Here is a 15460-nt window from a genome sequence, read left to right as displayed (position 1 = left end):
CCTCGTTAGGCACGGAAAACCTCTGCTGCATCCATTTTACTAATTTTTCTAATGGCTATGAAAGCTGAGAAAAAACAGATTAGCAAAACAACAATAAAGGAAAAAAGAGGCACCTGGTAAGGCATATAATAGGGCGGCTGTCCGGTTTTCAAAGTTGAAAAACCAAAAAGAGAAGCAAGCCCAAGCCCTATTCCATAGCCTATAAAACCGGCTACTAGAGCTTGTAAAATGAGCATACGATAGAGAAGACTATTACTCGCCCCTATAGCTTTCAAAGCGCCTAAATTACTTAAATTTTCCAAAATAAAGGTATAAAAAGTTTGTCCTGAAACGGCAAAACCTACAATAAATCCAAGGAAAATGGTAGTTCCGAAGGATATAGGGATCCCTGTATTATTCACATACCACCAGATAGTGCTCCAAAAAAATTGATTATTGGTTAAAGCTTTAAGTCTTGTGGTTTCGGTAATTTTTCTTGCTAGTGCCTCTTGATCCACCCCTTCCCTTGGCTGAACTAAAATAAATGAAAGATTGCTTCTTGTCGGAGGCACTATTTCAAGCGCTCTCTCATAAGTTGTATATACGTAAGGGTTTCCGGAAAAAGATCTTGCTGCAACACAAATACCTACAACTGTGGCCTGATGATCATTAATTTCAAAAGAATCTCCGACGGCTAGCGGTTTTCTTCCCCCGCTTAATTTATAAACCCCGACTTCATCAATGATGACAGCGTCGGCTTGTCTTAAATCATCGAGATTGCCGGCCACCATGTCTCTTGGAACGCCAATTAAAGTTGTGCTATCCACCCCAAAGAGTTGAATCGATTTAAAACGCCCATCATAGAGCCTTGCTTGCTGAATTGAAAAATAAAAGGGAACTGCCCAAGAAACACCCGGTACAGATCTAACTCTTGATAAATCTGTGTCAACAAGCGGCCTTACTTCATTGACTTGCTCAACATTTGTATCCATCACCCATATAGGGACATTGGTATTTTGCAAGGTCGCGGTTGTCCATAGCATTAAACCTGAAAAAACTGAACTTTGCTGCGCCATTAAGAGAGAAGAAAAAGCGATGGCGCTGACAAGCATTAAATATTTCAGCCGATCACCAAAAAGCATTTTCAAAGCGATAGTGTACATTCAAGCCTTCTCAATTCAAGGGGGCCAATTGGAAAAATAGTCAAAAAGTTATCTTATGGATTCTTGAATTTCAGACATAATTAAAAAAAAGAATTATTTCATGAGCCATAGCGGACTCTTCATCTGCATAGATGACAGTGGCTTTGCATGGGGAATTTTTTTTATGGATAGAACGATTTTGACTTTGCTGATTTAATTTTTTATCGATTTGTAAATCTAGATAGGCAAGATTCATCCCAATTTTTTCCCTTAAAAGAGGTACGTTTTCACCAATACCTCCTGTAAAGCAAATGAGATCTATCCCATTCAATAAACTTGCCAATGCCCCTATCTCTTTAAGGGCGCTTAGGGTAAAACAATCAAATGCGAAGGCAGCCCTAGGATGATCTTTTTTCATATCCTGAAGTAATTTTTCCATATCGTTATGCCCATAAAGAGCAAGAAGACCGGAATTTTTATTTAGGCCTTCGTCCAATTCTTTTAATGAAACGCTTTTAGATTGAAGAAGATAAAGAAGAATTCCTGGATCGATAGAGCCGCATCTTGTGCCCATCATAGCGCCTTCAAGGGGGGTAAATCCCATAGTATTAAAAATGGATTTGCCATCTTTAATGGCTGTAAAAGAAACGCCGGACCCTATGTGGCACGTGATCGCTTTAATAGATTTTGGATTTAATTTGAGAAGCTCCATAGCTTTTTCAAAACACCACTTATGGCTAATTCCATGAAATCCAAAACGTTCAATCCCCTTTTTTCTCCAAGCTAAGGGAATGGGATAGGTCTTTAAGGATTTCGGAATGGTTTGATGAAAAGAGGTATCAAAGCAAGCAAACTGATCGATTTTTTTAAAAACGCGTTTTGAAATTTCATATTCTTCCAAGAAGGGGGTGTTATGAAGCGGGGCAATCTTTTTAAGGGCTTCAACTTCTCTGATTACAGCGTTTGAAATTTTTATAGTCTTTGTAAACTTAAGCCCGCCATGAACCACTCTTTGGCCAATTCCTATCAAAGAAATATCCAAATGACAGACTTCTTCTTTTAGCTTTAAAAGAAACTGCTTTATTTGCTCTTTCTTATTATCCGATTTAAAAAAAAAGCTTCTGCCATTCACAATGGCAGAAGCTTTTTTTGTATTAAATTGAAGCTTCGCTCTAAAAATTGGAGAGAGTTTATGTCCCTCTACACTAAAAAGAGCCGCTTTCAGCGTGCTTGAGCCGGCATTTAATATTAAAAGACCGTTCATTAACGATTGTAGTTGGGGTTATAAGCCTTTGGCAAAGCATTTTCGTAAGTATCTTGAACACCTTCAGTCTTATAAAGCTGATTAAAATCAGGTTTTAAACTTTTAGCATATTCATCAAAAGCCTGATTTATAATTTGGGCGGTCTCCCCAACAGTTTTCGGATTTTGTTTTTTTAGCTTTTGAAGAACCCAAACAAGCAAGCCTTGGCTTTCGCCCAATACTTCCCCAAGTTTCGTTCCTTGAACACCGGATTGAATAGAAAAATGCTGTTTATCAATAATGAATAGGACTTTTACTTTTTGAACGTTTGGAAACTCTTGCGGCTCTTCTTCATAAACCACCACACCTTTTTGCAGTTTTCCATCCTGGCCGATGGCCCACTCTTGAACATCCACCCTTACGTTTTTGGGCTGAACGCTTCTTGAATCATGGGCATCAAAAAATTCTTTTATTTCTTCTTTTGAGGGCGGGTTGTCTATAATTAAATTTCCCGGAAAAGGTAAAGTGCCTTGTCTTGCAGTTTGACTGACATGAAGGACCAAAGGATACCCCTCGAATTCAGAATTAGCTTTGAAATTTTCAGTCGGATTATTGGTGTTATTAAAGAAAAGCGATCCATTTAGAAAATGATTGGCATCTTCAATTTGCGCTTGAAGATCGACCTTGTTTAATTGATCTTTCGCTGTATCGAGAGCATTAAACTGAAAGTTTATTCTTCTATTATCTTTAAAAATGGCGTCAGGAGAAAAATAATCGCTCTCTTGATTGACATTCGGTTCTTGGATCAAGGTTTCATCTGCAAATGAGTGATATGAAAGTATTGAGAAAAAGAAAATGACCCCTATTTTAAGGACATTTTTTTTCATACATTCCTCCAAATTAAAATTTTTACGCTTTAAGCTCATTCTACATAAAATGACTATTTCTCCTAATAAATCTATTCTTTTAAAAATATAATTTATGTGTTAACATATTTTTCTAACAAATAATTAACTAAATAAAAAGGAAAGTTACTATGAATTCACAAATAAACGATTTTCCTGATGAATTATTAATAAATATTTTTTCTCACTTAAATCCTAATGAACTTGCTAACGCCGGCTTAGCTTCAAAAAAATGGCACAATTTATCTTGCGATGATTTTCTTTGGAAAGAACTCTTTAGAGACATTCCTGTAGATTATGACGATAACGGGTTTAGAAACGCTCTTTTTCAAATGAAAAAGATAACTGATTATCAACAGGTTATAGAAGATTTTGAAGCCTTTTCTGACGCTGTCGAAGAAAATCAGAAAGCTGATTATGAGTGCTTATTTTTAAAAAATCCCGGTTGTTTTTTAAATATCAAGTTCGGCGTCGTTAGAAACCCTAACGATAAGACAAGCATCAAAAGGCAAGTCCTATTTATTAAAGAGTTACCGTTTAACGGCTCGATGATTTATGGAATGGGCAGGGAAAAAAGGATTCAAGCAAGGCTACCCTCTTCTCTCTCTGAAAAAATGATTAATAAATCAGGGGATCAAGAGATTATTCGTGTTATGAGTGCTTTATATGGACAAGTCGCTAGAACAGACTATGCCCTGGATATCGGGAGAAGGACACTATCTCAAATCCAAACTATTCAAACAGCGATCTCAACTGGAGTTGTCGTGGCTTTTATTTTTGGTTTGGCATACTACAATATTGCTTTCTAATAAGATAAGGAGCCTATAGCCTGAGCCCCTATATGAAGCGGGTAATGGGTATAGGTATCCCAAACTTCATCAATTTCCTTATCCTTTTTAAAGGCTTTTTTCCTAAGTTTGGAAACTGCAGCTTTTGTCCAAGTTTCTCCCATTACAAGGCGGCAACCCGTTTCCACCTGATCGAAAATCGAAATTTGAATCCCTGACTGCGACCAAATCCACCCCTGAATTTTTTAAATTGTACCTCAGGAGAAAATCACTTTCTCTTTAACCATTTAAATCCTTGAACACCGGCAGCTCTATCGGAAGAGATGCAAAAATAAGCTGAAAAAAAGGAGAAGATTGGGGTGTTTTATAGTCCTTTTGCAAGTAGTTAGCTGAAAGCCATACAATCCCTGGAGAAACACCTCCTATTTCTCGGCGATCAGAGAAAACCTCAATTGGTTTTCATTAATAACATCTTTCTTCTTCTAGGAAAGGGTATTACGCCCTCTCTTTATCATCCTTAATTTTGCCCATGTCGGCCTTAATCTAAAATTCGTGACATAATTGTAGTGATTTGTATCGGGACTAGGGGGTGCTATTGCGACAATAAATCTGTTTTTTTTTTATAAAATTCATTATCTTGTTAAACCACATATTTGATAATAAATTAATTAATTAAAAAGGACTGATATTATTATGAATGTAAGTATAAATACTTTTCCGGAAGAGTTGCTAATAAATATTTTTTCATACCTAGAGCCGAAAGAACTTGCAAATACCGCTTTAGTTTCAAAAAAATGGAATACCCTATCTTGCGACAATAGCCTTTGGAAAATAGTTAGCGAAAGAATTCCGCTTGAACTTGAATATGGTGAAAAAGGAATTAAGCACGCTCTTAGTAAAATAAGACAAATAACCAATTATCATGAGCTGATGGAAGATTTTAAAACTTTTTCAGAGAGTATTGAAGAAAATCAGACCGCTTTCTATGAGTGCTTGTTTGTCAAAAACTCACCTTGTTACTTCAATATCGAATTTGGAGTGATAAAAGACCCGACAAAAGCAACAGAGGTCGTACGTCAAGTTCTATTTGTTAAAAAGCAAGAGTACAACGGATCAATAGTCTATGGAGAAAGGTCCGAGTATTTTAGGGGAAGGATTCCCTCTGCACTCACTTACAAAGAACTCAAGAATTCAATAGATAATGAAATTTATGAACTGATGTCATTCTTGAATAAGCAAATTGAAAGCAAACAAGAGAGTCTTTACATCGGAAAAGACAAAATGTCTAAAATCAAAACTATAGAGAGATTGATCTCAATTGGGTCTGTCGCAGCTATTATTTTGGGTATAGCTATCTATAACTTCGACTTCTATTAGGATAAGCAGCCTATAAATAATTACTCTCGGCATTGGGCGGGCTTGTCAAAACTTGATTAAATCTATACATATCTTACCTGTTGCAGCTAAGATATGTATCTATTTTAGCCACCGATAACAGTATTTGGCAATTGCTTGTTCGTTCATAGATAACTCCTGCTGATTAGGATGGATATAACAAGCACTCACCCCTGAGCTTTAAAACTTGGAGGTGGATTTGATCGCAGTCAGAGGTCTAATCTTTCTCTCTTGACTAAATTTGCTCTTCAGTTAAGGCTTCACTTTTAGCGAGCGTACAATAGCCCTATGTTAAGGACATTTATTCACCCATTCTTGAAGTTTTAACTTTAAAACCTAGTATCATCATCAAGTCTTCATAATTGATTCTAATAATTAATCTGTTATTTTTTTTATTAGGTTCATTATTGTAATAAACATACATTTTTTTATTCTAAAAAATTAAATAACCAAAAATGATTGATATTATGAGCATAAAGTATAAATAATTTTCCGGATGAATTATTAATAAATATTTTTTCACACTTAGAGCCAAAAGAACTTGTCGGCGCCGCCCTAGTTTCAAAAAAATGGAATGCTCTATCTTGCGACAATAGCCTTTGGGAAAGCATTATCAAAAGAATTCCTCTTGAACTTGAATATGATGAAAACGGTATTAAACATAATCTTAGTCGAATAAAAAAAATAACTACTTACCCAGAGCTGATAGAAGATTTTAAAACTTTTTCAGAAAGTATAGATCCAGATCAGAACGCCTACTATAGATGCTTGTTTTTAAGAAACCCATCCTGCTACTTGAATATTAAATTCGGAGTGATACACCATCCGACAAAAGCAACAAAAGTCGTTCGACAAGTTCTTTTTACTAAACAACTAGTTGAAAATGGAGCATTGATCTACGGAACCGGTAAAGAAAAAAATATTGAAGCAAGGCTTCCCTCTAAATATACCTTAAAAGAGATTAATGATCATGGGGATGATACAATTATTAGCGTCATGCGATACTTATATGATCAAATTAGAAAGACAGAGTTTGGCTTACTTGTTTATGAAAGCAGTTTAGAGACTCAGAACAATGCCAGCTACTTTGCAACAGCTTTTACGATAGCCTCGGTCGCAATTTTTATTTTTGGTCTAGCCGCCTACAGAAACCTTTACATCTAGATAGGTAACCTGCCTATAGCTTGAGCCCCGCTCCTAAGATCGAGAGGGTAATGGGTATAGGCATCCCAAACTTCATCAATTTCCTTATCCTTTTTAAAGGCTTTTTTCCTAAGTTTGGAAACTGCAGCTTTTGTCCAAGTTTCTCCCATTACAAGGCGGCAACCCGTTTCCACCTGATCGAAACTTGAGTAGTGGCTGCCAAGATATTCAAGCATTTGTTTTGAAAAAAGCTTTCTGTCTTTTCTCCAAGCTTTCTCCGCTTCATTCGCGATAAAGGATTCTAATTCCTTTGAGAAAAAATAGCCTTTGCCTGCCATCTTCCAAAATCTAAAAATTTTATTATATTTTTCTTCTCCGGAAAAGAGCCAATCATACCATCGGTTAGTTTTGATTCTTAAAATACGCTTTTTCAAGTCAGCAAGGCCAATCTTGGATTCCGGCAAAAAACAAGACTTATTACAGTTATAGTAAATTGTATTTATGGTAAATTCCTCGGATTCATCTTTTCTATCAACAGAGAATGCCTTAGGCAAACCTTCCATAAAAATTCCGTTTCTGTCTCCTATGGTTATTGTCTTACTGCCGGGAAAAAAAGTATACAACCAGCCATTCTTATCGGCAATTTTTTGTATTTCTTCAGGATTTCCACTAAAGGAAAAATCAAGGTCATGAGGTTTGTCAGGATGACTGCCTAAAAGATCGCGTAAGATTCCGCCAGAGATCCAAACATTTTGACCTTCGTCAATTAATATATCTATGACTTGCCTATAAGTGGCGTCCATTCCGGGAACGGAATTTTGGAGAAAGCTTTCGATAGTTATAATTAGATCGCTGTCGCTAATTTCGTATTGGTCGCTAATAACAGATTCTCTTATATAGTCGTGACCACTAAGAGGCTGTATCTGACTAGAAGAAATAAATAGGGCACTGATTGCGGCGATAATAGCAAATGATTTGATCGAAAAATGCTTTTTCATAAAAACCAAACGGGTCTCACTTAGAAATAAAAATAAAAAATATTATATAAAAATTGATTTTTACTCAATAAAAACAATAAATTTTTCTTATTTCCAGAGGGTTTAATTGAAAAATATACATGTAATTTATTAAGAATTCTTGCTAATTAACCAGAGTTTTTTTAAAATATGTTAAATTATATGTAAAGATCTATTAAAAAGTATGCTTACCTCAACATCCTACAACAGCACATATACTGTATCTGAAGTTACAGAACCCATTCTTAATTCCAGGGAAAAGACAGGTATTGGCTTTGGATCTTTGCTTGTCGCCCCTTATTGTCTTGGCTTCGAGCTCATAAAAGAAGGGTTTGCTCCTATAGAAATCTCAGCTCCCCTTTCGAGACGTATTTTCAACGTGGTAAAAGGGATACTCCTACTTATTCCTGTTATCAACTATCTTTTTTTTATGATCTTCGCCAATCAAGTTAAGGAAGAGTGGAAAAAGTCTTTAGAGAAGTATTCAGAAATCAAAGAAGATTTAAAAGAAGCCTTGAATCAAGTAAACACATCTAAACCATACGCAGGTGTTCCGGATTTATTTGTTAAAGAATTAAAAGATAGGGATCTTTCTAGTAGTATGATTTACTCAAGAAAAGTTTCCGAAGATTTTCCACCGATGTCTCAAAGCGTGATTATTTATAGAACCTTGCCTCTTAAAATGAAAGTTTTGACTTATTGTCTTTCTGAAAAAGATCCCGACGAAAAAAACCTTGAAGGCATTGCTAATATGCTTTCGAAAAAAGCGTTGGATATTTTAATTCTGCAAACTCGCAATAGAAAAACTTTGGAAAGCCTTACGTCCCATTTAAGCAATTATTACTATGAGTCTGAACTTGCCTCGTCCGATAGCATCCCAGGACTTGTGACCCTCTTTAGTCGGGCAACTTTTGATAACTCCATTACAACCAGATGCTTACAAAACGAAAAATCCTGTATCGTTATAGCCAAAGCTAAACACAAAACATCGAGAGTTAGCTTTAATGTGCATAACGTATTTATAAACAAAAACTTAAACAACAAATTGCCTTATTTTCTACAAGACCCCGGTTTGATCGATCATTCTTTTGAAGATCCATCTGACATTAGTATAGGAGGGGGAGTTTTCCAATGCGGTGTCGATGACATAAATCCATTGAATTATCATTTTGATAAAGGCACCGGAATTTCAAATCCTAAAGCAAAAATAAGAGATGTTCATTTGTTTGGCTCAAAACATGTCAAATTTTTAAATCCGCATGTGAGCTATTTTGTAAATAATCCATCCGATCAAAATCCTGTTCTTTCCGCAGTAGAAATTGCCATTAATTAAACTTTCGAAATGCCATTTTTATAGCTTTTTTAACAAAGTTGTCATTTTTTTGTTGTCATAAAAATCTCATAACCTTTACCACAAAAATATATAGGCAAGACTTTTTATAGACTCGATCTTTTAGCCATCCTCATTTCAAGCTTTTAAACAGCGTCATTCTCAAAATCGATTTATTAACCAATTAGAGTCTATTGCCATTAATTTTCCGCCAAGGTTATTAAAAAAGGAGAAATTATGACCATCAGAAAGCCAATGAGCCGACAAGAAGCCGGCCGCAAAGGAGCTGAAGCTCGCTGGGGCAAAAAAAGAGCATCTTCTGCTTCAAAGAAGACTTCCTCTAAGAAGAAAACGGCTTCTAGCTCAAAAAGAGCAACAGGCGCAAAAAAAACAACTGCTAAAAAAGCTGTTAAAAAAACAACTGCAAAAAGAGCAGCTGTTAGAAAGACCGCTTCTCACACTAAAGCAAAAAGCGCACATCGTGCCGGAAGCAAAACAGTAAAACGCACAGCAGTTAAGAGAACTACTGCCGTAAAAAGAGCGCCAAAAAGAACTGTTGCAAAAAGAAAGACAGCAGCTCACAGCGTAAGAGCTACTACTGCAAAAAGAAAAGCTTCTTCTGTAAAAAGATCAAGCCCTTTAGCTAAGCATTTAGCTCATGCAAAAAAAAGAGTGACCACAGCAAAAAAAAAACTCTTAAGTAGCCATATACAACCTACTTTTGCAAGTAAAGGGATCAAATCCCATAAAAATGCTGCAAGTAAAAAGCATTCACCCGAATTTAACCGCTATAACACACGTTCTAGCTGGATTTTTGATGAAACTGAAGGTCATTCTAAAAAGAATGCCTCTCACAAAAAACAAAATTCCGGGTCAAAAAGAAGTAAAGTTGGAAACGGATCCAAATTTGGTTTTGAAGAAGACTTAGACTTTGAAGGAAGTTATTCTCGTCCAGCGAGAAGACATCATAGCTCTTCAAGCAGAAAAGCTCAAAGACGCTATTAATTTAAAGTCTTTTGCTGATTTTTAAGCCGCCTTGGTTTAAGTACCAAGGCGGCTTTTTTCTTGGAAAAAATCTCTAGTATATTAAAAAGCCTTTAGGTTAACTAGCTTACTAAAAATGAGCCTATAAAAAACGTATGGAAAATATCGATTTTAATCCACGATTGCATTTTGAAGGGCCTTCGAACGAAGAAACCGGTTTTGAAAGCCCTCTTGCTATACCTGAGATTGCGCTTTATATCTTTTCTTTTCTTGATCCAAAATCTCTTGCAAAAGTTCAGCTTACTTGCCGTTACTGGAAAATGCTTGGCTCTGATGATATCTTGTGGAGGCCTTTATTTTTTGATATATTTCCAAAAAGTTTTAGGGAGTATCCCAATTCCCCTTCTTACTATAAAAGCTTTAAAAATATGCTTTTCATCTGCCAAGGACTTGAAAATAAAGAGTTTGAGCCTCGTGTTAAAACTATTGAATGCGGAAGTACCATTAAAGTGATTCAAAAAAGCAGGGATGTATTTTATACAGGCTCTGAAGAAGGAACTTTAAAAATTTGGGATCCTGAAGGGTCCTTGTTAAACACAATTTCAGCTCACGGACGTACTATTACCTCGCTTTGTCCACTTCCAAATGGCATAGCTTCAGGCTCAAACGATTTTACGGTTCGTCTTTGGAAGAAAGATGAAGATGAATCTCAAAATGCCTTTTCTCTAAAATGTCATAAAGTAATCCAGCATAAAAATTTGGTGACTTCTATAAAATCTCAAGGCGAAACGGTTTTTAGTATAGGTTGGGGTGGTGCTGTTGTTGAAACGGACAATAGCGAATCAAAAGAATATCCTTGTGAAGAAAAAGACAGTTTAAGAACCCTTGTTTACCATGAAAATAAAATCATAACGGGAAGCTGGTCAGGTACTCTTCAAGTGATTGATCGTAGAACTGAAGAAATCCAAACAGTTAAAGCCCACCAATCCCTTATCTCAGGGATTCAAGTTTATGACAATTTCATCATCACCTGTTCTTGGGACCGCACTCTCTTGGTTTGGGATTTAGAAACTCTCGAGAGAAGGTATATTTTCTGGGATTTAGAAAAGTCTGATATCCGATCCAAGCTATCTTTTAAATCTAAAGCAAAAGTTTTATTACTTAGAGGCCATCAAATTATTTGCGGTTTGGAAAGCGGAGACATTTTTCTATATGATTTTAACGAGAAAAAAAAGTATGTTTTAAAAGGGCACAAGCAAACCATTACAGCTCTTCAATCCTACGAGAATGGCTTAATCAGCAGCTCTTTCGATGGCACCTTTCGCATATGGAATCTTGATACGAAACTAGAAATTAATAAAATTGAACTTGACTCTCCCATACTTTATTTTGAAATTGGTTATGGAAACATTATTGCCAGCTGCAAAGATAAAGGACTTAAGATCATCGAGTTCAATAAGAGAAAAAGAAAAGATGCCGATGAGCTGAAACCTAAAAGACCCCATAAAAAACCCCGCTTAAAAGCAAATGATGTAAATGAAACTTTTAAACGAGATTAGACTTCTTTTGGAGCCGCTTTGATTAAAAAAATTCAGCTTGTTTAAGCAAATTTAGCACAAAAGATACCTACAATAGCTATTTTAATAATTTAAAGGAGTTTTGAAAGAAGCTATTACTTTTATTATGATAGGGTACAGCACTTCTTTTTAGGGCTTTTTTCTTCATCAGGCGTCTCATAGGGCTCGCTTCCTTCAATGTCAACGAAAGTGACGCAGTCGTCGTAGTCATGTCTTTTAAATTCATCATAGGTAATCTTTGTAAAGCCATCATCCCCCCAATCAGAACCCCAAGAATTTTCAATCAAGATTTCTGCTCGTTCATCATCATATCCAACAGCTGTTACGGCATGAAGGCCAAGGAATTCGTCATGAGAACTCGGTCTCCAAAAATATTTAGAGTAATTATAAACTTTAAAAGCAAGCAAAGCACCGGCTTTTCTATGGTATATGGAGGCTTTTAAACCGTCGAGACTTGTGATTCTAGCCATGTCGCCCATTTTATGTTTTAAGCCATTATTTAGAATTTTTTTAGGAATCGAGTTTAAACTTTCAATCCTATTACCGTAGGGATAGGCCGCTTCCAAAACAAGTCCGTATTTTTGAATTTGTTCTAAAGCTTCTGTAATATACATTCCCTCATCTGGATAATTATTTCTTAAATTATAAACAAATTGAGGAGAGAGATATTGTGTTAGCTTTGCCGTGTCATAATACTCATAATTTTGTGCAATTTTTGTTATGGTAAATGCAACACAAGCGGATTGATCTTTTTGATCTCTTACAGCAAAGAAGTCGAGTGTAGAATCAAAGCTTTTCGGTAAAGCGCTTGCAGAACTAGATTTTAGATTATAAACCTTCTCAGCTTGCAAGCTGAGCGTGGAAAAATCTTCTTTAAGCAAACCAAGGGAATAAGTTGAAACACTTGAGGACCCCATGCGATCTCCTAAAATTGTCTAATTTAATTTCATATTCCAAAAAAAACAATTATTAATCAAGGTAAGGTTTAAATAACTAAAAATTAAGAATCTATTCTTTTTGGGAAAAGCGTCTTCCATTTTGGATTAACTAAGATTTGATTTTTGATCTCAGCTTTGGTGGCTCCCGACCAATGAAGGATGACCGCTTCCGGATTTTTTCCCCAGTGAAGCACTCTCCAATTGTATTCTCGCGGTAGCTCAATCACTTCGACATTAAGATCATTTATTACCCGGTTTAATATATCTTGATCTCCAAGAAAAGCCCCCTCATATTGACAAGAAGCAAGAGCCCACTTTCTTATGATATCGTTTTTAAAGTGAAAGGGGATAACCCCCGAGTTATAAGCTCTTGAATTGGGATTTAACATTTTATCCCTCTCGATTTTTTGTTTAATTTTATAATCAGGAGAGGAGGAAAGGCTTAGGCTTTGATTTTTTTCTAAATAATCGAAAAAATAACTAATATCTTTTTTAACCTCGCAATCAATATCCAGCCAAACAGAATGATTAAAGGGAGTGGCTAAAAGTGCAAAAGGTTTACTAAACCAAACGATTCTCTTTTTTTGAAAAATAATAAGTTCGGTAAAAGAGAGTTTCTCTGCTTGATAATAATCCGGGACAGAAACTCTATTTTTTAGAATCTCAATAGGCGGCAGAGTTTGTATCACAAGGCCCTTATCTTCACACCAAGCCCTTCCCTTTTCGGAAAGTCCAAAATCGCAAAAGCAAATCGGCAGAGAACTCTGTTTTCTGACATGATCGTACCACCAAGGAAGCATCCATTCTAGGGTTTGGTTGCAACCGGTGACGATCCCTTTGTCAAATAGGGGCTCTTTACACCGATAGCGGCAATGCTCTTCAATTAGGTCCATAGAAAAACTTTAAAATTTTCCGTACTCTACGGCTTTTTAAATAGATTTACAACCGGTTTAATGAAGCCCCGACTTATTTCTTAATAAAAGATAAAAAAATTATCACTAAAATTATTAAAATTTTTTTGTTTAATTTTTTAAAAAAAATAATTTAAATCCTGGATTCTATTTAAATTTTAAAAAAATATATTATATTTCTATACTTTTTCAAAAAATACATTATTAATCTTATCTTTAAATACAATTAACATTTCCGTTTTATAATTACTGTAAATAAAAATTATAAAAGAATTATTAAAGGGTAAACATAAAATGCAAATGGATAGAACCGGGGCATTCACCCCATCACAAGTTACTGTTCTGCCGCGAGAATCTGTTGCTGAAAGAGAAGTTCTTCACTTGCGTCTACAGAGCAGAGCTCAAACCGAAAGCGAAGGCGAGAAAGAACTGTTTCAGAGCGCGACTTTTAGTATCGAAGAACTGCAAGAAGCTGAAATTAATGCAACTGAAGAAAAACTCGAAGCAGAATACAGCAAATTAATAAGAATGGCTGAAATTGTCGCCCCTATTGCCGAGCGCCTTGCAGAAAATCCTGTGGATACAACTTTAAGTGTGGCTTCGCTTGCAACCGCAATTTTTGCTCTTTCAGCGGGAACGGCTCTTCCCCTTGCCGGCGCTCTTGTGGCAGGATCTGCCGCCCTCTATAAACTAAAAGAGATTTTATCAAAGCCCAAAGCAACTCCTGTTTTGGAGAGAATTGAAAGCGCTATTGCAAGCGCTGAAGTTCTTAAGCAAATCCAGGATCAAGCGCTTTTTGGAATGAGTGAGGTTGATCAGCAGTTAAAGCACTTAGAAGAGCAGGCAATAAAAGTTGAAGAGCAGCAAAGAGAGCTTGAGGAGTTAATCAGTTCAGGAAAAGTTGAGCTAAACGAGGAAACAAGAGCTCTCCTTGAAAAAAATAAGGCGACGCTTCTTAAGTTTAGAAAAGTACAAAAGCAAATGGCCTACTCCAATAGGATTTTAGGCGAAGGCATGATGCAAATTCAAAGATTGATCGAGAATCAAGATAGACTTGCTAAATTTTTTAACGAAGAATTAAATCCTAAGCAATCTCCTGAAGAAATCGCAGCGGCTTTAAAGAAATTCAGAGCTTCCATCCTGGAAGGTCAGGAGGAATCAAGAGCGGCTTTAAGATCGATTAGAGAAGGTAGAAAACTCTTATCTCAAGCGCAATCTGATTCAAATGAGGTCTTTAATGAAATCCTTGACTTATCAAAAGCCATGGGGGAAGTCTTTGGAAGAGCGATGGCAAAATGGGAAATGGCCGAAAAATTTGCAGCCGAACAAGCTTTAGCACAAGCTGTAATGAGACAAGGCATTCAAAACGCAAGAGTTAATAATGAGGAAAACATAGAACGTCTTAGGAATGCACAAGCTGTAAACCAGGAAATCATTCGTGAGCTTCAAGAAGCAAAAAATAATGCAAGCATGCAGTTTGGATTAAAAACAATGGTGTTTGGGCTGGCTGCGGCCGCCGCAGCAACACCCTTTACAGGGCCTTTGGGAGGCTTTGCAGCAGGTCTTGGCGCAGCAGGTCTTGTTCATAATAGGGATGAAGTGGGTCAACTTGCAAGGCAAGGTGTAAACTTAATTCGTGGAGCGCAAGAGCCTGTTAATCAAGAAGCAGATATCCATGCTCGAGGTTTTTCTTTAACTTGGGGGAATAACACAGGTTATTTTAATAGTTATTACCACAAAAGGGAAAAATCCAGAACTGTTGGAACTCTTGATTTTAGAGTCGGAAATGTTTCTTTCAGCTGTCCTTTTGATCTTAATAAAGAAGAGGCCATCACAAAAGTTGATCAGAAAGCGCTTCTTGACCTCTTAACAAAAGAACTCGAAGAAAACCCAAGCGTTGCAAGTGAAATCCTTAGCTTGATCGATGATCTCAATAACATCACGATTGACCGTAGATATCCGGATGAAATTACAAGAGGCCTTATTATTCCAAGACACCAAAATAAGACCGGCCTTATAGGAACCGGAGTTCTTTTCAAAAATTTACAACTGGACGCCGAGAAAAAGGCAGGTCAGTAAGATTTAAGTCTTGAAAGGGGTGAGAAAATC

General features: G+C 36.3%; 14 protein-coding genes and 1 pseudogene. 8 read left to right on the top strand and 7 right to left on the bottom strand.

All coding sequences use genetic code 11. The features are described 5' to 3' along the window. Positions 1-5: 5 nt before the first annotated feature. From CSEC_RS03215 to CSEC_RS03205, 3 genes are all read right to left on the bottom strand, one after another. Positions 6-1142, bottom strand: coding sequence for an ABC transporter permease (locus CSEC_RS03215; protein ID WP_041016958.1), 1137 nt, complete (start codon positions 1140-1142; stop codon positions 6-8). A gap of 70 nt (positions 1143-1212) precedes the next feature. Continuing rightward, positions 1213-2385 (bottom strand): acetate/propionate family kinase, encoded by a 1173-nt coding sequence (locus tag CSEC_RS03210; RefSeq protein WP_041016957.1) that lies wholly within the window; start codon positions 2383-2385, stop codon positions 1213-1215. Further along, complete coding sequence (locus tag CSEC_RS03205) at positions 2385-3251, bottom strand: hypothetical protein (RefSeq protein WP_154017609.1); 867 nt, start codon at positions 3249-3251, stop codon at positions 2385-2387. Before CSEC_RS03205 ends, CSEC_RS03210 begins: the two co-directional genes overlap by 1 nt. A gap of 149 nt (positions 3252-3400) precedes the next feature. Between CSEC_RS03205 and CSEC_RS03200 the strand changes: the two genes are divergently transcribed. After that, on the top strand, positions 3401-4078 hold the full coding sequence (locus CSEC_RS03200; protein ID WP_041016955.1) for an F-box-like domain-containing protein: 678 nt from the start codon (positions 3401-3403) through the stop codon (positions 4076-4078). Here the strand turns inward: CSEC_RS03200 and CSEC_RS13085 are convergent. Continuing rightward, positions 4075-4221, bottom strand: a complete 147-nt coding sequence (locus CSEC_RS13085; protein WP_154017608.1) for a hypothetical protein — start codon at positions 4219-4221, stop codon at positions 4075-4077. The two genes, CSEC_RS03200 and CSEC_RS13085, sit on opposite strands and share 4 nt — an antisense overlap. A 529-nt stretch (positions 4222-4750) precedes the next feature. Between CSEC_RS13085 and CSEC_RS03195 the strand changes: the two genes are divergently transcribed. The 3 genes and pseudogenes from CSEC_RS03195 to CSEC_RS13405 all read left to right on the top strand — a co-directional run bounded on the left by CSEC_RS03195 (position 4751) and on the right by CSEC_RS13405 (position 6616). Then, the gene (locus CSEC_RS03195; RefSeq protein ID WP_041016954.1) at positions 4751-5434 is read left to right on the top strand and encodes an F-box protein; all 684 of its coding nucleotides are present in this window, start codon (positions 4751-4753) and stop codon (positions 5432-5434) included. Positions 5435-5932: 498 nt separating this feature from the next. Then, positions 5933-6052, top strand: a pseudogene (locus CSEC_RS13510) (F-box protein); the annotation flags it as partial. Positions 6053-6247: 195 nt separating this feature from the next. Further along, positions 6248-6616: a hypothetical protein gene (locus tag CSEC_RS13405; RefSeq protein ID WP_237559201.1), complete on the top strand. Its 369-nt coding sequence runs from the start codon at positions 6248-6250 to the stop codon at positions 6614-6616. Here CSEC_RS13405 and CSEC_RS03180 read toward each other — a convergent pair. Then, positions 6613-7593, bottom strand: coding sequence for a tRNA nucleotidyltransferase/poly(A) polymerase family protein (locus tag CSEC_RS03180; RefSeq protein ID WP_041016951.1), 981 nt, complete (start codon positions 7591-7593; stop codon positions 6613-6615). The genes CSEC_RS13405 and CSEC_RS03180 overlap by 4 nt on opposite strands. Positions 7594-7795: 202 nt before the next feature. On the opposite strand from CSEC_RS03180, the gene CSEC_RS03175 reads away from it, so the two are divergent. The 3 genes from CSEC_RS03175 (at position 7796) to CSEC_RS03165 (ending at position 11484) form a co-directional block, all read left to right on the top strand. Next, on the top strand, positions 7796-8944 hold the full coding sequence (locus CSEC_RS03175) for a hypothetical protein (protein WP_041016950.1): 1149 nt from the start codon (positions 7796-7798) through the stop codon (positions 8942-8944). A 234-nt stretch (positions 8945-9178) separates the two neighbouring features. Then, entirely contained in the window at positions 9179-9946 is a 768-nt protein-coding gene (locus tag CSEC_RS12560) for a hypothetical protein (RefSeq protein WP_053331723.1), read from the top strand. A gap of 134 nt (positions 9947-10080) precedes the next feature. Beyond that, positions 10081-11484 (top strand): F-box/WD repeat-containing protein, encoded by a 1404-nt coding sequence (locus tag CSEC_RS03165; RefSeq protein ID WP_041016949.1) that lies wholly within the window; start codon positions 10081-10083, stop codon positions 11482-11484. Between the two features lie 122 nt (positions 11485-11606). On the opposite strand, the gene CSEC_RS03160 is transcribed toward CSEC_RS03165, so the two are convergent. Together CSEC_RS03160 and CSEC_RS03155 are read right to left on the bottom strand one after the other, a co-directional pair. After that, on the bottom strand, positions 11607-12419 hold the full coding sequence (locus CSEC_RS03160; RefSeq protein ID WP_041016948.1) for a C1 family peptidase: 813 nt from the start codon (positions 12417-12419) through the stop codon (positions 11607-11609). 83 nt (positions 12420-12502) lie between these two features. Next, complete coding sequence (locus CSEC_RS03155; protein ID WP_041016947.1) at positions 12503-13333, bottom strand: glycosyltransferase; 831 nt, start codon at positions 13331-13333, stop codon at positions 12503-12505. A 312-nt stretch (positions 13334-13645) separates the two neighbouring features. Here CSEC_RS03155 and CSEC_RS03150 point away from each other — a divergent pair, with 312 nt between their 5' ends. Beyond that, positions 13646-15430: an AAA family ATPase gene (locus tag CSEC_RS03150; RefSeq protein WP_041016946.1), complete on the top strand. Its 1785-nt coding sequence runs from the start codon at positions 13646-13648 to the stop codon at positions 15428-15430. Positions 15431-15460: the final 30 nt, after the last annotated feature.

Source organism: Criblamydia sequanensis CRIB-18, assembly GCF_000750955.1.
In the GTDB taxonomy this organism is placed as follows: Bacteria; Chlamydiota; Chlamydiia; order Chlamydiales; family Criblamydiaceae; genus Criblamydia; species Criblamydia sequanensis.
This window is presented reverse-complemented; position numbering and strand designations above follow the sequence as displayed.